The organism is Achromobacter animicus, from assembly GCF_040775605.1.
In the GTDB taxonomy this organism is placed as follows: domain Bacteria; phylum Pseudomonadota; class Gammaproteobacteria; order Burkholderiales; family Burkholderiaceae_B; genus Achromobacter; species Achromobacter animicus.
Map to the genome: position 1 here is coordinate 1,948,868 of NZ_JAYGJK010000001.1, position 19,242 is coordinate 1,968,109.

Annotated in this window: 14 protein-coding genes; 5 read left to right on the plus strand and 9 right to left on the minus strand. The window is 65.5% G+C overall.

Features of this window, described 5'->3' with window-relative positions:
- Positions 1 to 23 precede the first annotated feature (23 nt).
- Positions 24 to 1,091 (plus strand): tartrate dehydrogenase, encoded by a 1,068-nt coding sequence (locus AB3147_RS08805; RefSeq protein ID WP_191577066.1) that lies wholly within the window; start codon positions 24 to 26, stop codon positions 1,089 to 1,091.
- Positions 1,092 to 1,123: 32 nt separating this feature from the next.
- A complete protein-coding gene (locus AB3147_RS08810) occupies positions 1,124 to 2,083 on the plus strand; it encodes a hypothetical protein (RefSeq protein WP_367351734.1) in 960 nt (319 codons plus the stop codon).
- A gap of 92 nt (positions 2,084 to 2,175) precedes the next feature.
- On the opposite strand, the gene AB3147_RS08815 is transcribed toward AB3147_RS08810, so the two are convergent.
- The 5 genes from AB3147_RS08815 to AB3147_RS08835 all read right to left on the minus strand — a co-directional run bounded on the left by AB3147_RS08815 (position 2,176) and on the right by AB3147_RS08835 (position 7,954).
- Positions 2,176 to 3,789: a DHA2 family efflux MFS transporter permease subunit gene (locus AB3147_RS08815; protein WP_367351735.1), complete on the minus strand. Its 1,614-nt coding sequence runs from the start codon at positions 3,787 to 3,789 to the stop codon at positions 2,176 to 2,178.
- Positions 3,786 to 4,979 (minus strand): HlyD family secretion protein, encoded by a 1,194-nt coding sequence (locus AB3147_RS08820; protein ID WP_175125074.1) that lies wholly within the window; start codon positions 4,977 to 4,979, stop codon positions 3,786 to 3,788. Before AB3147_RS08820 ends, AB3147_RS08815 begins: the two co-directional genes overlap by 4 nt.
- Before the next feature lie 21 nt (positions 4,980 to 5,000).
- Positions 5,001 to 6,416, minus strand: a complete 1,416-nt coding sequence (locus AB3147_RS08825) for an efflux transporter outer membrane subunit (protein WP_367351736.1) — start codon at positions 6,414 to 6,416, stop codon at positions 5,001 to 5,003.
- 94 nt (positions 6,417 to 6,510) lie between these two features.
- Positions 6,511 to 7,035: a MarR family winged helix-turn-helix transcriptional regulator gene (locus AB3147_RS08830; protein ID WP_175185189.1), complete on the minus strand. Its 525-nt coding sequence runs from the start codon at positions 7,033 to 7,035 to the stop codon at positions 6,511 to 6,513.
- A 31-nt stretch (positions 7,036 to 7,066) separates the two neighbouring features.
- Entirely contained in the window at positions 7,067 to 7,954 is an 888-nt protein-coding gene (locus tag AB3147_RS08835) for a DMT family transporter (protein ID WP_175184936.1), read from the minus strand.
- A 69-nt stretch (positions 7,955 to 8,023) separates the two neighbouring features.
- Between AB3147_RS08835 and AB3147_RS08840 the strand changes: the two genes are divergently transcribed.
- Together AB3147_RS08840 and AB3147_RS08845 are read left to right on the plus strand one after the other, a co-directional pair.
- Positions 8,024 to 9,001: a DMT family transporter gene (locus tag AB3147_RS08840; RefSeq protein ID WP_175125071.1), complete on the plus strand. Its 978-nt coding sequence runs from the start codon at positions 8,024 to 8,026 to the stop codon at positions 8,999 to 9,001.
- Between the two features lie 50 nt (positions 9,002 to 9,051).
- Positions 9,052 to 10,041 (plus strand): quinone oxidoreductase family protein, encoded by a 990-nt coding sequence (locus AB3147_RS08845; RefSeq protein WP_175125070.1) that lies wholly within the window; start codon positions 9,052 to 9,054, stop codon positions 10,039 to 10,041.
- A gap of 114 nt (positions 10,042 to 10,155) precedes the next feature.
- Here the strand turns inward: AB3147_RS08845 and AB3147_RS08850 are convergent, their stop codons facing one another.
- Together AB3147_RS08850 and glnE are read right to left on the minus strand one after the other, a co-directional pair.
- Positions 10,156 to 10,830: an epoxyqueuosine reductase QueH gene (locus AB3147_RS08850; RefSeq protein WP_218345294.1), complete on the minus strand. Its 675-nt coding sequence runs from the start codon at positions 10,828 to 10,830 to the stop codon at positions 10,156 to 10,158.
- A gap of 48 nt (positions 10,831 to 10,878) precedes the next feature.
- Complete coding sequence (gene glnE, locus AB3147_RS08855) at positions 10,879 to 13,674, minus strand: bifunctional [glutamate--ammonia ligase]-adenylyl-L-tyrosine phosphorylase/[glutamate--ammonia-ligase] adenylyltransferase (protein WP_367351737.1); 2,796 nt, start codon at positions 13,672 to 13,674, stop codon at positions 10,879 to 10,881.
- A gap of 103 nt (positions 13,675 to 13,777) precedes the next feature.
- On the opposite strand from glnE, the gene AB3147_RS08860 reads away from it, so the two are divergent.
- Positions 13,778 to 17,410, plus strand: coding sequence for a YhdP family protein (locus AB3147_RS08860; protein ID WP_367351738.1), 3,633 nt, complete (start codon positions 13,778 to 13,780; stop codon positions 17,408 to 17,410).
- A gap of 63 nt (positions 17,411 to 17,473) precedes the next feature.
- Here the strand turns inward: AB3147_RS08860 and rho are convergent, their stop codons facing one another.
- Both rho and trxA read right to left on the minus strand, forming a co-directional pair.
- Positions 17,474 to 18,733, minus strand: a complete 1,260-nt coding sequence (gene rho, locus AB3147_RS08865; RefSeq protein WP_043541410.1) for a transcription termination factor Rho — start codon at positions 18,731 to 18,733, stop codon at positions 17,474 to 17,476.
- 116 nt (positions 18,734 to 18,849) lie between these two features.
- The gene (gene trxA / locus AB3147_RS08870) at positions 18,850 to 19,176 is read right to left on the minus strand and encodes a thioredoxin TrxA (protein ID WP_006218534.1); all 327 of its coding nucleotides are present in this window, start codon (positions 19,174 to 19,176) and stop codon (positions 18,850 to 18,852) included.
- Positions 19,177 to 19,242: the final 66 nt, after the last annotated feature.

Here is a 19,242-nt window from a genome sequence, read left to right on the forward strand (position 1 = left end):
AATGAAAACCAAAGGAAGACGTGGTGGCTAAGAAACACAAGATTGCGGTGCTCCCAGGAGACGGGATCGGCAAGGAAGTCGTGCCGGAAGGTTTGAAGGTGCTGGATGCCGTGGCGACGCGGTTCGGAATCGAGTTCCAATGGGACCATTTCGACTGGAGCTGCGACTACTACGCCAAGCACGGCAAGATGATGCCGGACGACTGGAAGGACCAGATCGGTCAGCACGAGGCCATTTTCTTCGGTTCGATCGGCTGGCCCGCCACCGTGCCCGACCACGAGGCCTTGTGGGGCTCGTTGTTCAAGTTCCGCCGTGAATTCGATCAATACATCAACCTGCGCCCGGTGCGTCTGATGCCAGGCGTGCCGTCGCCGCTGGCCGACCGCAAGCCCGGCGAGATCGATTTCTTCATCGTGCGTGAAAACACCGAAGGCGAATACTCCAACAGCGGTGGCCGCCTGTTCGAGGGCACCGATCGCGAAGTGGTCATCCAGGAAAGTGTTTTTACGCGCATCGGCGCCGAGCGCGTGCTGAAGTTCGCATTTGAACTGGCGCAAAAGCGCGGCAAGCACCTTACCGCCGCCACCAAGTCCAATGGCATTTCGATTTCGATGCCGTGGTGGGACGAGCGCGTGGCCGAGATGGCCGGGAACTATCCCGACGTGCGCTGGGACAAATATCACATCGACATCCTGTGCGCGCACTTCGTGCAGCATCCGGACTGGTTCGATGTCGTGGTGGCTTCCAACCTGTTTGGCGACATCCTGTCGGACCTGGGACCGGCCTGCACGGGCACCATCGGTATCGCGCCGTCCGCCAATCTCAACCCGGAACGCAAGTTTCCGTCGCTCTTTGAACCGGTGCATGGCTCGGCGCCGGACATTTATGGCAAGGGCATCGCCAACCCCATCGGTCAGATCTGGAGCGGGGCATTGATGCTGGATTTCTTGGGGTATCCCGACGCGTCGGCCGCCGTTGTCAAGGCAATCGAGACCGTGCTGGCCGAAGGTCCGCGGACGCGGGATATGAAAGGCAACGCTTCAACGGCCGAAGTCGGCGACGCGATCGCTGCGCTGGTCCGAGCCGGCTGATTGCATTGTCGGCAGGCCCGTTCGATTAATTGATGAACGACTCGATTATTTCTCCCCCCTCCGATCACGTGGGCGGCGGGCGGGCCGACCGCTTCGTGCGCAAGCTTTTTCGCATGCTGCGCTCGCGCACGCAGCGGCACAATCAGCATCTATGGCCGTTCGTCCGTATCTGGCGCGACAAGGAAGGCGCGATCAGCGGGTATCGCGCCTTCGGTCGTTCGCTGCCCGTCACGCCGTTATCCCAAGGCTACGACCCCGCCGACAAGGTGGTGCATCTGATCCTGAGCGGCCCGTCGATCGCCGAGATTCCCTATGACCGGATGGATATCGGCGTGGCGATGGGCGTCAATGGTTCCATCGCGCTGTCGCGCAAGTTTGGTCTGAAGTTCAAGTATTACTGCATCATTGACCAGAACTTCGTGCGCGACCGCATCGACCTGGTGCGAGAGATCGTCGCGAGCGACCTGACCTTGTATGTGTTTCCGGAGGTGCTGCGCTACATCATGCAGGGCATCGCCCAGGAACACATCCGCTGCCGCATCTGCATCATCGAACTGATATCCAAGCGCGCTTACGAGCGTAGCGCCGCGCCGGCAGTGCTCAAGCGCATTGCGGCGGCCTCGGCTGACGTCGAACTGCTGGACGCCAAGCAGGGGCTGGGCTACAGCTTCGATGCCTCGCTGGGGGTATTCGATGCCGATACCGTCGCGTATGCGGCCCTTCAGGTCCTGATGTCCGGCGGGGTGCGCGAGGTCTACGTGCACGGGCTGGACCTGACCGTGCAGGGCGGATTGCGTTTCTACGACGAGGGCGGCAAGCCACAGACCAGCCGTCTGACACGCAACTTTCCGCGCTACATCGAACCGTCTTTCCGCTTTGCATCGCCGCTTTGGCGCGCGCGGGGGGTGTCCGTGTTCAATCTGTCGCCGGTCAGCGCGTTGTCGGCTGACATCATCGAACGCAAGGACTGGCGCACGCTGCTCAAGGACTGATCCGGCGGTGCGGACGCCGCCAGGCCAACCCGAGCATCAGAAAAAAACAAGGCGCCGCAAGGCGCCTTGTGCTTTTGCCGATGCCGATCGTATCAGTGCGCGCCGGCAGCCGCTTCCGCCGCACCGCCGCCTCCCGATTTGGACGCGCGCGGCCGCGCGAACCAGACCAGGCCCGTCAGCAGCAGGAAGATGATGGCGGACGCGTAGAACACGTCCGTCGCCGACATCGTGAAGGCCTGCGCATTGATCAGCCCGTCCACCATGGTGAGTGCTTGCTGGTGCGAGACGCCCAGCCCGTTCTGCAAGCTGTTCATGGTCTGGTCGAACGCCTGCTGGCCGGGGCGGGCAATCTCGGTCAGCTGCGCGTGATGCAGCGTTGCGCGGCTTTCCCAAAGCGTCGTCGAAATCGACGTGCCGAACGCGCCCGCCGTCAGCCGCAGGAAGTTCGACAGCCCGGATGCCGCCGGGATGCGCCAAGGCTCCATGCTGGACAGCGTGATCGACGTGAGCGGCACGAAGAACGCCGCCATCGCTGCGCCCTGGATGATGGTCGGGATCATCAGTGTGCGCACGTCCGTCTGGGTGTTGAAGCCCGCGCGCATGAAGCAGACCAGCGCAAAGATCAGGAAGGCGACCGTGACGATCTGCCTGGGGTCGCGCGTGGCCAGCATCTTGCCCACGATGGGCGTGAGCAGGATCGCCAGCAGTCCGACCGGCGCGGTGACGAGGCCCGCGTAGGTCGCCGTGTAGCCCATGTTGCTTTGCAGCCAGAGCGGCAGCAGCACCACGTTGCCGAAAAAGACGCCATAGGCCACCGCCAGCGTCAGCGCGCCCACCGTGAAATTGCGGACCTTGAAAAGGCGCAGGTCCACCACGGGGTGCGCGTCGGTCAACTCCCAGATCAGGAAGAACACGAAGGCCACGAACGCAATCGCCGCCAGCGCGATGATGGTGGGGCTGGCAAACCAGTCCAGCTCCTTGCCCTTGTCCAGCATGATCTGCAGCGCGCCTACCCAGACCACGAGCAGGACGAGGCCGAGCTTGTCGATCGGCAGCTTGCGCGTGACGGATTCGCGGTTGCCGTAGATGCGCCAGCTGATCCAGGCGGCCAGGAGGCCCACCGGCACGTTGATGTAGAAGATCCAGGGCCAGGTGTAGTTGTCGGAAATCCAGCCGCCGAGCAGCGGGCCGGCCACCGGCGCCACCAGTGTCGTCATGGACCAGACCGCCAGCGCCATGCCTGCCTTGGACTTCGGAAAGCTGGCCAGCATCAGCGTCTGCGACAGGGGGATCATCGGGCCGGCCACCGCGCCTTGCAGCACCCGGAACGCGATCAGCGCCTCGAGCGAGGGCGAAAAGCCGCACAGCCAGGACGCCAGCACGAAGAGCAGCGTGGAGATCAGGAACAGGCGCACCTGTCCGAAGCGCTGCGTCAGCCAGCCGGTCAGCGGCACGGTGATGGCGTTGGCCACCGCAAACGATGTAATGACCCACGTGCCCTGGCTGGTGCTCACGCCCAGGTCGCCGGAGATGGTGGGAATGGACACGTTCGCGATGGACGTGTCCAGCACGTTCATGAAGACCGCGGTCGATAGGGCAATGGACCCGATGATGCGGGTCGCGCCCTCCAATGGCGGATGGGTGCCCGGCGGGCGGGCGGCTTCTTGGGGCGCGCCGGCGCCCGCGGGCTGGGCGGCCGTGCTCATGATGCGACGTTGGCGGCGATGATCTTCGCGATCATTGCGTCGACTTCATTGTGGGCGGGCTCGAAGGCGCGGGTCGACCAGGCCGGTTCCTTGCGCGCCACCTGCGTGAGCGGGGCGCCATCGTCCTTGCCGACGTCAACTTCCACGTCCATCGACAGGCCCACGCGCAGCGGATGCTGCTTGAGGTCTTCGGGGTCCAGCGTGATGCGCACGGGGACGCGCTGCACCACCTTGATCCAGTTGCCGGTGGCGTTCTGGGCGGGAAGCAGGGCGAAGGCGGCGCCAGTGCCGGCATCCAGCCCGGCGACGGTGCCGTGGTAGGTGACCGAGCTGCCGTACAGATCGGCCACCATCTTGACCGGCTGGCCGATGCGCATCTTGCGCAACTGGCCTTCCTTGAAGTTGGCCTCGACCCAGACCTGGTCCAGCGGCACCACGGTCATCAGCGCGGCGCCGGGGGCGACGCGCTGACCGACCTGCGCGCTGCGACGCGCGATCACGCCGCCCACGGGGGCGGGCAGCACGGTGCGCGACTGCGCAAGCCAGGCGTTGCGCAGCTCGGCGGCCGCCTGGCGCACGTCGGGGTGATCGGCTACCGAGGTGCCTTGCGTCAGCGCCTGGTTGGTCGCCAGCTTGGCCTGCGCGGCGGCCAGCGCCGCCTTGGCTTGCGCAACGCCGGACTGCGCGGACTTGAGCGCGACCTCGGCGTGCAGGATTTCCTCGCCGCTGACGCCGCCCGACTTGGCGAGCTGCTGGCGGCGCTTCACGTCGCTCTGCGCGCGGGTCAGTTCAGCCTGGGCGCGCAGGATGTCGGCATTGCGCAGGTCGACGTCGGCCGCCAGCGCATCGTTCTGCACGTAGTAGGTCTGCACCTGGCGCACGGTCTGCGCCAGCTTGGCTTGCGCCTGCTGCAGGGCGACGTCGGTGTCGGCGGGGTCCAGGCGGACCAGCGGCTGGCCGGCGGTGACGGTTTCGGTGTCGTCGGCTTCGATGGCCACCACGGTGCCGGGCACCTGCGGGGTGATCTGCACCAGATTGCCGTGCACGTAGGCATCGTCGGTGCTTTCAAAATGGGCGCCGAACAGCGCCCACCAGATGCCGTAGGCAATGCCGGCAACGATGAAAACGCCGGTCGCCGTCAGCAGGAGGCGTTTACGGGCGGGATGGGTGGTGGGAGTGGCAGCGTTCATGACGTCTGAATCCGGGATCGTTCAATGAATGGAGTTCGGGGCAGGCTCGGCCTGCGCCGCATAGCCGCCGCCCAGGGCGGTGGCAAGGTTGGCGTCGAGCTGATAGGCGCGGATGCGCAGGTCCGTTTCAAGACGGGCCTGCGTCAGCACGCCGGTCTGCGCAATCAGCACGGTGATGTAGTTGCCCATGCCGGCCTTGTAGCGGTCGACGGCCAGGGCGTAGGCGGCCTCGATGGCCTCGCGCGCCTGGCGTTGCTGGGCCTTTTCCTGGTCCAGCAGGCGCAGGCCGTCCAGGGCGTCGGCGACCTGATGTGCGGCGTCCAGCACGGTCTGGTTGTAGTCCGACACCGCCAGGTCCGCATCGGCGCGGCGGCCCGCGAGATTGGCGTTGAGTTCTCCGCCGTGGAAGATGGGCAGCGTGATGGCCGGACCGATGCCGGCCATGCGGGCGTCGGCGCCCAGCAGGTTGCCGGTGCCGATCGCCTGAAAGCCGACGAACGCGGCGAGGTTCACGTTGGGATAGAACTCGGCCTTGGCCGTGTCGATGGCGTGGCGCGCCGCCTCGGCGCGCCAGCGGGCGGCCGTGACGTCGGGCCGGTGACCGAGCAGGTCGAGCGGAACACTGGCCGGGACCGCGCCGGCCGGTGCGGTCAGCGACACCTGAACCAGATCCTGTCCCCGCTGCGGGCCGGCGCCGGCCAAGGCGGCGACCTGGTTACGCAGTTGGGCGAGCGTGGTGTCGGTCTGGGTCAGTTCGACCTTGCCGGAGGCCAGCGACGACTCGGCCTGCTTGACTTCAACCTGCATGTCCAGCCCGGCCGAGTAGCGGCCCTGGGTCAGCGACAAAACTTCAGCGCGCTGCGCGATCACGCGGTTCAGCACGTCGCGCTGGGCAAATGCGTTCTGCAGGTTCAGATAGGCGCGCACGGTCGCGCTGGCGAGCAGGTTGCGCGCGGCTTGCGCGTCGGCGCTGGCGGCTTCCTGTTGCGACACGGCGGACTGCAGGCGCGAACGGTTCTTGCCCCAGAAATCGAGCTCGTAGCTGAAGTCCAGCGCCAGCCGGTTGTCGCTGACGACGGAGCCGCCCAGCGGCGCCGGGTAGATGTAGGCCTTGGACAGGTGCTCGCGATTGAGGGTATAGCCCGCGTCCACGCGCGGCAGCAGCGGCGCGCGCGCGATGCCGACGGCGGCGTTGGCCTTGGCCAGGCGCGCCTGGGCGGCGCTCATCGAGGGACTGTTGGCCAGCGCTTCTGTCATCAGTGCGTTGAGCTGCGGGTCGCCGTAGCGTTCCCACCATTGGGCGGCGGGCCATTCGGTGGCTTGACCGGTCAGCCCGAGCTTGGCGGCATCAAGCGCGGCGACGGGCTTGGGCGCCGGCTCCATCAGCGCGCAACCGGCGAGGGCGAGCACCAATGCGGTAGATAAAAGGCGTTTCATCCTGACTGTTAGCTGAAAGTAATTGATTGATCTGTATTTGCCTAGGCAACGATTATGCCAAATAAAAACCCCGGCTCCAGCACGGGGCGTCGGGTCAGCGGTCAGCCGGGGAGCCGGACGCGGACCCGTTTGCGATCATTCGTCGCATGAAGTGCATGAGTTGCTTGACCTCGTCGGTCGAAAAGCCGCGCAGGTGATGATTGAGCGCGCGGGCAATGTTGGCGGGGATTTCGCGGGCCTTGGCCTCGCCCAGTTCGGTGAGCTCGATCTTGACGACGCGGCGGTCTTCCTGGCTGCGGTTCCGGCGCAAGAGCCCCTTGGCTTCCAGGCGGTCCAGCGCACGCGTCATGGCGCCGGTGTCCATGTCGTTGAGCCGCGCCAGTTCGGCGGGCGTATCGGCACGGCCCAGAAACACCATGGCCAGCGGACGCCATTGCATGGCGGTGAGGTCAAGCGGCGCCATCTCCTGGTCCAGCATGCGGTTCAGGGAGTGATAAGCCAGCTTGATGAGGTAGCCCGCGTTGTCTTCGGCCATGCAACGCGTGTCGTTGCGGTAATGGACCGGGGTGTCGGGCGACTCGGAGGATACGGGCGTGGGCAGGGAAGGCGCGGCAGTCATGCGGCGCATTTTACTGCCTAGTCAGTTATTGTCAAGGCTGTATCTTTGCCGCGGGTTCGGCCGCCGGCGCCTGCTTGCGCAGACCGGACCAGACGATGGCGGCCACGATCAGCGCAGCGCCCGCCAGCATGCGCGGCGTCGGCTCCTGGCTGAACAGCACCCAGGCGAAGGCAATGGCATAGACCGGTTCCAGCGCAATCACCAGCCCCGCGCTGCGGGCGTTCAGCCGGGTCAGGCTGGAGACGAACAGGTAATGGGACAGCCCGGTGCAGAAGACGCCCAGCAACGCCAGCCAGAACCAGTCCAGCGCGGGCAGGGCAGGCAGTTGGCCGATCGCGAAGGGCACCATCACCAGCGCCACCACCACGTTCTGCCAGCAGGCCACCTGCATCGGATCCATGCCGGAGGCCGAGCGGCGGTTGCTCAAGGCCAGCAGCGCAAAGCTCAGGCCGGACAGCAAGCCCCACGCGAGTCCGATGGTGCCCTGGTCGGCCAGGTTGAACGAAGGCGTGACGAGCACCAGGCCGGCAGTCACCAGGCCCAGCAGCAGCCATTCGGCAAGACGGACGCGCTCGCGGAAGATGAGGCCTTCGAACAGGGTGATAAAGGCGGGAAAACTGGCAAAGCCGAGCGTCGCGATGGCAATGCCGCCCACCTTCACGGAAATGAAGAACGTGACCCAGTGCGCCGCGAGCAGCGCGCCCGCGAGGACCAGCACGAACAGCTGCGCCGGGGTCAGCACGCCCAGCAGCGGCTTGCGGCGCATGCGCGCGAAGATGCCCAGCGCCACGACCGCGAACAGCGCCCGTCCCAGCGTGATGACGGCGGCGCTGGCCTGGATCAGTTCGCCGAACACGCCGGTCAGGCCGAATAGCACGGCGGCAATATGGATATATGTAAGGGCGCGGTGTCGGGTCATGCTGCGAAGGAAGCGGTCTGCATCAGAGAAGGCGTGCAATTATTTTTGCGGTGAACTTAAAATCATCGCATGAATCGTATTGCCAAGCTTACGGCGCTCCCGCTGGCCTCCAGCCGCGCCGCCGGGATCGCCATGGCGGTGCTTGGCGCCATCCTCTTTTCCGCCAAGGCCATCGTCGTCAAGTTCACCTACCGCTACGGAATCGACGCGGTCACGCTGATCGCGTTTCGGATGCTGTTCGCGATGCCGTTCTTCGCGGTGGTGGCGTGGCGCCAGTCGCGCCGCGCGGCGCGGGGCGAGATCGTGGTGATGACCACCAAGGAACGCCTGCAGGTGTGCGTGCTTGGTCTTCTGGGCTATTACCTGTCCAGCTTCCTCGACTTCCTGGGGTTGCGCTACATCACCGCCAGCCTCGAACGCCTGATCCTGTTTCTGTCTCCCTCGCTCGTCGTGCTGCTGTCGGCCCTTTGGTTCAAGCGGCCGATCGAGCGCCGGCAATGGCTGGCCATGGTGCTGTCGTACGCCGGCGTGGTGCTCGTGTTTGCGCACGACCTGTCCTTCGGCGGGGGCGGCGAGGTGCTGTTAGGGTCTTTGTTCGTTTTCGGCTCGGCTGCAAGCTATTCTGTGTACCTGATTTGCTCCGGGGAACTGATCAAGCGGATCGGCCCGACGCGGCTGGTGGCGTATGCCATGCTGGTGTCGTGCGTGGCCTGCATCATCCAGTTCTTTGTCGTGCACCCGCCGTCGATGCTGATCCAGCCCGCCGCGGTCTATGGCTATTCCATCATTCACGCCACGCTGAACACGGTGGTGCCGGTATTCATGCTGATGTGGGCAGTGTCGCTGATCGGCGCACCCACTGCTTCGCTGCTGGGCATGGTGGGACCGGTGTCGGTGCTGTTCCTGGCCTCGTGGTTCCTGGACGAGCCCATCACCGTGTGGCAGATGGGCGGAACCGTCCTGGTGCTGGCGGGGGTGTTTGCGTTGATGGGGGGCGGCGCCATGCGCACGCCGCCCGCGCAGGACGACAGGCAGTCCACGCGGTGAAGTCTGCATTTTTGGTCAATTCGCATTATTTCCAATGAAAGGAGGCCAGCATGGCCAGCAATCTCGTCAAGGCAATTCGTATCGAGCAGCACGGTGGTCCTGAAGTTTTGAAGCTGGTTGAGGTGGAAGTGCCGCCGCCGGCCGCCAACGAAGTCACGATCGAGCAGCACGCTGCCGGTCTGAACTTCATCGATATCTATTTCCGCACGGGCTTGTATCCGCATCCGCTGCCGCACGGCCTGGGTTTCGAGGGCGCTGGCGTGGTGACCGCTGTGGGCGCTGACGTCAAGCACCTGAAGAAGGGCGACCGCGTGGCCTACGGCCAGAGCCCCATCGGCGCCTATGCCAAGGCTCGCAACGTGCCGGCCCTGCAGGTCGTCAAGGTGCCCAAGGGCATTGAATTCGATGAAGCGGCCGCGCTGATGCTCAAGGGCCTGACGGTGCAGTACCTGTTCCGCCAGACGTACCGCCTGCAGGGCGGCGAGACCATCCTGTTCCATGCCGCGGCTGGCGGTGTCGGTCTGATCGCTTGCCAATGGGCCAAGGCGCTCGGCGTCAAGTTGATCGGCACGGTCTCCAGCCCGGAAAAGGCGGAACTGGCGCGCGAGAACGGCGCCTGGGAAACCATTGATTATTCGCGTGAAAACGTGGTCGAGCGCGTGCTGGAACTGACGGGCGGCAAGAAGGTGCCCGTGGTGTATGACGGCGTGGGCAAGGACACGTGGGAAACCTCGCTGGACTGCATCGAGCCGCGCGGTTTGATGGTCAGCTTCGGCAACGCCTCGGGTCCCGTGGCAGGCGTGAACCTGGCCGTCCTGAACCAGAAGGGCAGCCTGTACGTGACGCGCCCCTCGCTGGGCATCCACGTGAACACGCTGGAAAAGCTGCAGTCGGCTTCCGAAGAACTGTTCGACCTGGTGCTCAAGAAGAAGATCAAGGTCCGCATCGACCAGCGCTACACGCTGGAGCAGGCGGGCGAGGCGCAGACGGCGCTGGCTTCGCGCAAGACGACGGGCGCGACGGTGCTGACGCTGGACTGATCGCAACACAAAGCATTGCGGCGCCCCGTGGGGCGCCGCAGCGGGCCTGGAGGACGCGCGATGCGCGGACTGCCAGGCTTTTTTATGGGCGGTGCGGAGCGCACCGCCCGCTGATCAGAGATTTTCTTCGTTGATCAGGTCTTCCTTGCCGTAGAACTTGACGCCGATGTGAATGCGTTCGCGGCCCTGCGAGCGGCGATGGCGGTTGGTATCGCGCAGCGAGTAGACGCAGCCGCAGTATTCCTGCTGGTAGAAGTTCTCGCGCTTGCTGATTTCGATCATGCGCGCCGAACCGCCGCCCTTGCGCCAGTTGTAGGTCCAGTAGATCAGGTCGTCGTAGCGCGCGGCGGCGCGTTCGCCGCAGCCGTTGATCTGGTTCATGTCCTTCCAGCGCGAGATCCCGAGCGAGCTGGTGATGGTGTCAAAGCCATGCTCGTGCGCGTAAAGCGCGGTGCGCTCGAAGCGCATGTCGAAGCAGGCCGTGCAGCGCTCGCCGCGTTCGGGCGCGTTTTCCATGCCCTTGACGCGCTCGAACCAGTTGTCCATGTCGTAGTCGGCGTCGATGAATTCGATGCCGTGCTGCTCGGCGAAGCGGATGTTCTCCTGCTTGCGGATTTCGTACTCTTTGACCGGATGGATGTTCGGGTTGTAGAAGTAGATCGCGTAATCGATCCCGGAGGCCGTCATGGCCTCCATGACCTCGCCGGAACAGGGCGCGCAACACGAATGCATCAGCACCTTGCTGCGGCCGGCGGGCAGGTCGAGTTTGGGGCGGACGAGTTCAGACATGGCGGTCAGGCAACAGCGGAAAAACCCTTATTTTACGACGAGTTGCCATCAGCCCAGCACCGTCGTCCAGAGCTCGCGGACTGCGGCCCGTTCTGACTGCAGCTGGTCGGGCGCCACGCGGGCCTTTTCCACACCCTGAAGACGCAATTGGTGCTGGACGCGCCGCAGCGTGCGGTAGGCGTCGCCCGACCGCGCCGCCAGGTCCGGCGGGATCAGCCCGGCTTCGCCGGCCAGGCGCAACAGCGCGATGTTGCCCAGGTTGCGCACCAGCACCGGATGCGTGCCCGCGTGGCACAGCACCAGGTACTGCGTCACGAATTCCACGTCGACCATGCCGCCGCGATCGTGCTTCAGATCGAAGCGGTCGGTGGTGTTGGGATGGCCGGCATTGATCTTTTCGCGCATCGCCAGCACCTCGTTGCGCAACGCGGCCGTGTCGCGCGGCGCCACCAGGATGTCCTCGCGGATCTTCTCAAAGCGCTCGCCCAGGTTGGCGTCGCCCGCCGCGAAACGCGCCCGGGTCAGCGCCTGGTGTTCCCACGCCCAGGCGTGCTTGTGCTGGTATTGCTCGAAGGCCTCCAGCGAGACCGCCAGCAGCCCCGCGTCGCCGTCGGGCCGCAGGCGCAGGTCGGTTTCGTACAGCCGGCCCGAGGACGTCATGGTCGACAGCCAGGACGACATGCGCCGTCCCAGCTTGGCGTAGACCTCCGCCGCGTCGTCGCGCGGGTCGTCGAACAGAAACACCAGGTCAAGATCGGACGCATAGCCCAGTTCCTTGCCGCCCAGCTTGCCGTACGCGATGACGGCAAAGTGCGGCTCGGCGCCCGGGACCTTGTTCACGAGCGGCCAGGCGCGACGGATGGTTTCGGTAAGCAGCAGGTCGGCCAGCGCCGACAACTGGTCGGCCAGCTTTTCGACGGTGAGCTCGCCTTCCAGGTCCTGCGCCAGCAATTGGAAGCTGGCCTGGCGCTGCACGTCGCGCATCAGGTTCATCTGGCGTTCGACGTCCGGATCGCCGTCCGGCAGGCGGCAGGCGTCCATATCTGCGGTGAGCTGCCGGGCAATCTGGCCGAAGTCGAGCGGCTCGAAGAGCGTGCGCCAGTCGATCAGGCTGTCGAGCAGCAGCGGATGCTGCGTCAGGTACTGCGCGGCCCACGGACTGGCGGCCACCATGCGCGCCACGCGCGCCAGCGTGTCCGGATACTCGGCAAGCAAGGCAAGGTACGCGCTGCGTTGCGCAATCTTTTCGATCAGGTCGAACAGGCGCACCGCCGCTTCATGCGGCGCCGGCGTCTGCAGCGCGGCGCGCAGGGCGGCCGGCAGCAGAACCTCCATACGGCGGCGGCTGCTTTCCGGCAGGCTGCGCACGCGATGGCTGCCCGATAGCGTCTCGGCGCGGCGCAGCAGATCGTCTGCATCGTTGCCGAACGCCTGGCGGATCTGCTCGCTCAGTTCGCATTCGCTGTCAGGCTCGGGCTCGCTGGACGGCGTGGCGTCTGCGGTGGCGTCCGGGGCGGTGGCGGGTGCGGCTTCTTCCTCGCCCATGCCGACCATGCGGAACACGTTGCGGAAGGTCTGCGACACGAACTCGCGGTGTGCCGCCAAGGTGCTTTCAAAGTCTTCGGCGGTCATCCCCAGCGCCGCGGCCAGGGCGGCCCGCAGGTCGGGGTCGCCGGGCAAGAGGTGGGTCTGCTCGTCTTCGCGGTACTGCAGCGCATGCTCGGTGCGGCGCAGGAAACGATAGGCCTCTTCCAGCCGGCGGGCATCGTCCTCGGGGATCAGACCCGCCACGCACTCGGCATGCAGCGCTTCCAGCAGCCCCCGCTTTTGCAGCGCCGGCATGCGGCCGCCGCGAATCAATTGCGCAAGCTGCACCACGAACTCGATCTCGCGGATGCCGCCGTCGCCCAGCTTGATGTTGTTGGCGCTGTCGATGCCATTGCGCGCCGACGCGCGGCGCTGCCAGTCCTGGCGGATGCGCTCGCGCAGCGCGCGCAGCGCGGCCAGCGCGTCAAAATCGAAATACTTGCGGTAGACGAAGGGCACGCGCAGGCTTTCCAGTTGCCGGGCCTGCGCGGCGCTGTCGCTGTCTTCGAACGCCTGCGCGGGCATCAGCCGCGCCTTCAGCCATGCATAGCGCTCCCATTCGCGGCCCTGGCCGATCAGGTAGTGCTCCAGGGCATCCAGGCTCCAGGCCAGCGGACCGGCGTCGCCGTCCGGGCGCAGGCGCAGGTCGGTGCGGAACACCTGGCCGTTGGCGTCCACCTCGGACAGGACCGGCATCATCCGGCGGGTCAGGCGCCCGTAGAACTCGTGATGGCTGATGCGGCGCGGGCCGTCGGTTTCGCCTTCTTCGCCGTACAGCATGATGAGGTCGATGTCGGACGAAACGTTCAGTTCGCAGCCGCCCAGCTTGCCCATGCCGACGATGAGCATCTCCTGCGGTTTGCCGGTGGCCGGGTCGCGCGGCATGCCGTGCACGGCCGACAGTTCCGCCGCCACGCTGCGGTAGGCGGCAGCCACTGCCATGTCCGCCAGCGTGGTCATGGCGCCCACCACCTCTTCAAGCGGCGCTTGCCCGGTCAGGTCGCGCACGATCAGCACGCTGAAGACGCGTTCGCGCAGCTTGCGCAGCACCATGCGGCAGACGTCCACCGGCAAGGCGGCGGAGGCGGCCGAGGCGGGGCCGGCCAGTTCGTTCTGCCATTGCGCCATCAGGTCGGGTGTCACGGGGTGTTTCACGGCCTCGTCCAACCAGGCGGCCAGGTCCGGGTGGGCGTCCAGGCGGCGGCGCAGATGGCCGGACCAGGCGAGGGCGGGAGCGATCAAGGATGGTTTCGACATGGTGCAAAGGGCGGCAGACGGATGGACGTGTTTCAGGTATAAGTGGGGACGATACTGCAAGACATCTCCTCCTGCCCACTGATCCGTGTCTGTTCCAAAAAAAGTGCTCCGCAGCCTGTACTGGGCCGCGCTGACCGTCTATGGCGTCGTCGCCATCGGGTTTCTGGGCGTGCGCTACTGGGTCCTCCCGCGGGTGGATCAGTGGCGCCCTCAGATCGAAGCCTACGCCAGCCAGGCGTTGGGCGCCCGCGTTACGATCGGCGCGATCAAGGCGAACTGGCAAGGGCTCAATCCCAGGCTCGATCTCGCTGCCGTCCAGGTCTACGACGACGAGGCCGATCCGGTATTGAGCCTGCCGTCCGTGTCCGCGGTCGTGGCATGGCGCAGCCTGCTGTCGCTGTCGCCCACGCTGGTGCGGCTGCGGCTGGAAAAGCCGGAACTCACGCTGCGGCGGGACGCGTCCAATCATCTGTGGGTCGCCGGTCAGGACATCGACCTGAATGCGAGCGACCATGCCTCCGACCTCAATCATCCGGGCCTGCGCTGGCTGGCGGCGCAGCGCGAGCTGCTGGTCAGCGACGCCACGCTGCGCTGGCAGGACGAATTGCGCCAGGCGCCGGAACTGACACTGGAAGGCGTCGACTTCCTGGTGCGTAATGGCAGCCTGTCGCACCGGTTCGTGCTGCAGGCCTCCGCAGGGCCCGCGCTGGCGCATAAGCTGGAACTGCGCGGGGAATTCAACCGTGGACTGTTTGGCGTCGACGCCAAAAAGCCCGCCAACTGGAGCGGCCAGATTTTTGCGCAGGCCGACGACGTGGAGCCGCAGGCCTGGGCGCCGTGGATCGACGTGCCCGCGGTCGCCGGCCGGCTGGCGGCTCGGGCGTGGTGGCAATTGGATCATGGCAAGTTCACCGAACTGACCAGCGATGTCGCCGTGCGCGGCGTGTCCTGGATTTCGGCGCCGGACGGCCCCGCTGTCCAGAGCGGCTCGGGGCAGTTGCGCTTTTCCGTGTGGCCTGGCGATTACGTGAAGATCGAAGGCGTGCCGCTGGGGCGCAGCAAGGGCGCGCCTGACGTGGCCGTCAAGGGCGCGGTGCATCAACTGCGCGTGACGCTGCCCGGCGTCTTCGAGACGCCGACGCTACGGGCCGACGACCTGGAGCTCGATGCCCAGGTCAAGGGGCCGGATCCAGCGCATTGGTTCGTGGACGTGGCGCAGTTGCGCCTTGCCAATGAAGACCTGGAAGCACGCCTGCAAGGCCAATGGCGGCCCGAAGGCAAGACCGCGGCGGGCAGCGTCGACGTGCGCGGCACGATGGTCCGCGGGTCGATGTCGGCCATTCACCGGTATCTGCCGCTCGAGGTGAATGCGGACGCCCGTGAATGGCTGGCGACCGGCCTGCCCGCCGGGCAGATGCATTCGGCGGCCATCACGCTCAAGGGCGATCTGGACGACTTTCCGTATGGCGCACCGGGCTCGACCGGCGAGTTCGTCATCGCCGGCAACTATTCCGGCGCCAAGGTCGATTACGCGCCGGCGCGCAAGCACCACAAGGGCTGGCCGATGCTTGAAAACCTGTCGGGCAGTTTTCGCATCGACAAGGTGAGCCTCGCGCTGGATAGCGCGGGCGGCGCTGTGGCCCATACCGGGCAGGGACATACCGTCACGCTGGGCAAGGTGAAAGCCGCCATTCCGAACATGGAGCACGACTCACAGCTTCGCGTCACTGGCGACACCTCCGGGCCGGTGGCGGCGTACCTGGCGCTGGCGGCGAATTCTCCGCTGGGCGAGCTGCTGGACGGGGCGCTGGACGAGGCGCACGGCACCGGTGACTGGCGCATGCCGCTCGATCTGACCGTGCCGCTGCTCAACACCGATGACACGCAAGTGGTGGGGCGCATCAAGTTCTCGGACAATTCGTTCAGCTTCATGCCCGAGATTCCGGTGCTCAGCCAGATCCACGGTGATCTGGAATTCTCGGAAAAAGGCGTGCAGACCAAGGGCATCCGCGCGCAGTTCCTGGGCGGCCCCGTCAACATCTACGGCACGCTGGCGCAAGGCACGGACGCGCTGCGTTTTGACGGCACGCTATCGGGGCCCGGCCTGTCGCAGTTGAGCCGCGCGCCGTCGATGTCGCGCTTTACCGGCCGTGCGGCGTACAAGGGCCGGCTGATCTACCTGAAGGGCGGTGCAATCGACATCTCGGCCGAGTCCGACCTGGTCGGCATGGCGATCGACATGCCCGCGCCGGCCGGCAAACCCGCCAAGTCCGCGCAGCTGTTGAAGCTGCAATGGTCGCCGGCACAGGACCGCGGCGCGCGCGACCGGCGCTGGCTCACGGCCAGCCTGGGCGACAACGTGAATGCGTTGTTCGAGCGGGACCCGGCCGATGGCTCGTCGTCGTATTTTTCGCGCGGGGCGCTGGGCGTCGGGCGGCCAGCCAGCCTGCCGGAACGCGGGCTGAGCCTGAACGCCAGCCTGCCCGAGCTGGACATGGACGGCTGGGAAAAGGTTTCGGACGGATTCGACGAGCCGCCCGTCAAGGGCAGGCCGCCCGCCAAGCCCATCCTGCCGCAGCCCGAGCGCATCAGCCTGGCGGCCAGCGTGCTGCACGCCAGCGGTTTCACCTTCAATGACCTGACGCTGTACGCCACGCGTCCCGCGCCGGCGCGCTGGCGCGTCGAACTGGAATCGCGGCAGGCGGCGGGCACGCTGGAGTGGCGTGAGGCGCAGGGCGCCATCGCCGGCCAGATCACCGCTCGCCTGAAACATCTGTCGATCGCGGGCGAGGGCGACGCCAATCAGGCCGACAAGGCGCTGGCGTCCGGCAACGACCTGTCCGACATCCCCGCCATCGACCTGCAAGCCAACCAGTTCATGCTGTACGGCAAGAACCTGGGGGCGCTTCAGGTCACGGGCACCAATCTGGAACGCGGACGGCAGTGGCGGCTGGACAAGCTGTCCATCACCAACGATTCGGCGGCCCTGAACGCCACGGGGAGTTGGGGGCTGGAAGGTCCGAACCGCGGCCTGACCGTCGACGCGTTGCTGAAGCTGGAGAACGTCGGTGACTTCATGGGCCGGATCGGCTTCGAGAACGTGGTGTCCAACGGCAAGGGAACGATCCAGGGCAAGGCGACCTGGCGCAATCTGCCGTGGACTCACAACATTGCCGACGTGGTGGGGGACGTGGTCGTCAGCCTGGACAACGGCCGCTTCATGCACGTGAATTCCCGCACCGCGCGCCTCTTGGAGTTGCTGTCGCTGCAATCGCTGCAGCGGTTGGCACGGCTGGACGTCAATCCCACCAACCTGCTGCGCGACGGCTTTCCGTTCGACACCATTCGCGGGAACGTGAAGGTGGCCGACGGCATGCTGACCACCGAAGGCTACAAGATCAACGGGCCGGTCGCGGCCATCGTCCTGGCCGGAGGCGTGAACCTCGTCAAGGAACGCTGGGACATGAAAGCGGTGGTGATTCCGAATCTGGACGCCAGCGGCGCGGCGATGGTTACCGCCCTGGCGGTCAATCCGCTGATCGGCCTGGGCGCTTTTGTCACGCAATGGTTGCTCAAGCAGCCGCTCGCCCGCGCGATGACCATGGAATACGCCGTCACAGGCAGCTGGGACGATCCCAGCATCGAGCCGATCGAAGCCGGCAAGGAACCGGCCAAGCAGACGCCGCGCCCCGCGAATGCCACGCCGCGCCGGATGCCGGAATTCATCGAACATTGAGCCGCCGCCCATGAAAAAAGCCGCCCTTGGCAAGGGCGGCTTTCTTTGGCGCGGACGTTGCGCTTACTTCTTCTTCATCATGTCGAAGAATTCGGCGTTGGTCTTGGTGGCGCGCATCTTGTCCAGGATGAACTCCATGGACTGGACTTCGTCCATGTCGTGAATGAACTTGCGCAGCACCCACACCTTCTGGAGCAGGTCGGGGGCGATCAGCAGCTCTTCGCGGCGGGTGCCCGACTTGTTCAGGTTGATGGACGGGTAGACGCGTTTTTCTGCGAGGCGGCGCTCGAGGTGGACTTCGGAGTTGCCGGTGCCCTTGAATTCTTCATAGATGACTTCATCCATTCGGCTGCCGGTTTCGATCAGCGCGGTGCCCAGGATGGTCAGCGAGCCGCCTTCTTCCAGGTTACGCGCCGCGCCGAAGAAACGCTTGGGGCGTTGCAGGGCGTTGGCGTCCACACCGCCGGTCAGCACCTTGCCGGAAGCCGGCACGACGGTGTTGTAGGCGCGGGCCAGACGGGTGATCGAGTCCAGCAGGATCACGACGTCCTTCTTCATTTCGACCAGGCGCTTGGCCTTTTCGATGACCATTTCGGCCACTTGCACGTGACGCGTGGCGGGTTCGTCGAAGGTCGACGCCACCACTTCACCGCGCACGGTGCGCTGCATTTCGGTCACTTCTTCCGGGCGTTCGTCGACCAGCAGGACGATCATGACCGCATCGGGATAGTTGGTGGTGATGGCATGCGCGATGTGCTGCATCATCACCGTCTTGCCGGACTTGGGGCTGGCGACGATCAGGCCGCGCTGGCCCATGCCGATGGGGGCGAAGACGTCGAGGATCCGGCCGGTGAGGTTTTCCTCGCTCTTGATGTCGCGTTCCAGGCGGATGACGCGATTCGGATGCAGCGGCGTCAGGTTCTCGAACATGATGCGATGCTTGATCGCCTCAGGGGCCACGCCGTTGACCTTGTCCACCTTCACCAGGGCAAAGTAGCGCTCGCCATCCTTGGGGGTGCGCACTTCGCCTTCGATGGAATCGCCGGTGTGCAGATTGAAACGGCGGATCTGCGACGGAGAAATATAGATGTCGTCGGTGCTGGCCAGATACGAGGTTTCCGGCGAACGCAGGAAACCAAAGCCGTCGGGCAGGACTTCAAGAACGCCGTCGCCGAAGATCTGCTCGCCCTGCTTGGCGCGCCGCTTCATGATGGCGAACATCAGTTCCTGCTTGCGCAGGCGGTTGGCGTTCTCGATTTCCAGGCCAGCGGCCATTTCGAGCAGCTGCGAGACGTGCAGCGCCTTCAGTTCGTTGAGGTGCATCGCGGTGAGTGTTGGGGGAAAAGTAAAGGAGGGTCTGGCGGCGTGCCACGGACGGGCTCGCGCGGTACTGAATGAGCGCCGCCTATGCGGCGGCGCCCTCGTTTACAGCACGCGATTTACAACGCGCCGTCCAGGAATGCGGTGAGTTGCGACTTCGACAGCGCGCCAACTTTGGTGGCGGCAGCTTGGCCGTCTTTAAAGAGCATAAGGGTCGGAATGCCGCGGATGCCGTACTTGGTGGCGGTGCCCTGGTTCTCGTCCACGTTCAGCTTGGCGATCGTCAGACGGCCAGCGTATTCGGTGGCGACTTCTTCCAGGATCGGGGCGATCATCTTGCAGGGGCCACACCAGGCAGCCCAGTAGTCCACCAGCACCGGCTGGCCGGATTTCAACACATCGGCATCGAAGCTGGCGTCACTGACGTTCTTGATTTGGTCGCTCATGATGGTGATTCTCGGTTCGGCAGCAAAAGGCGCGTGAAAACGCGCCTTGCCTTGTTCTTGTTTGTG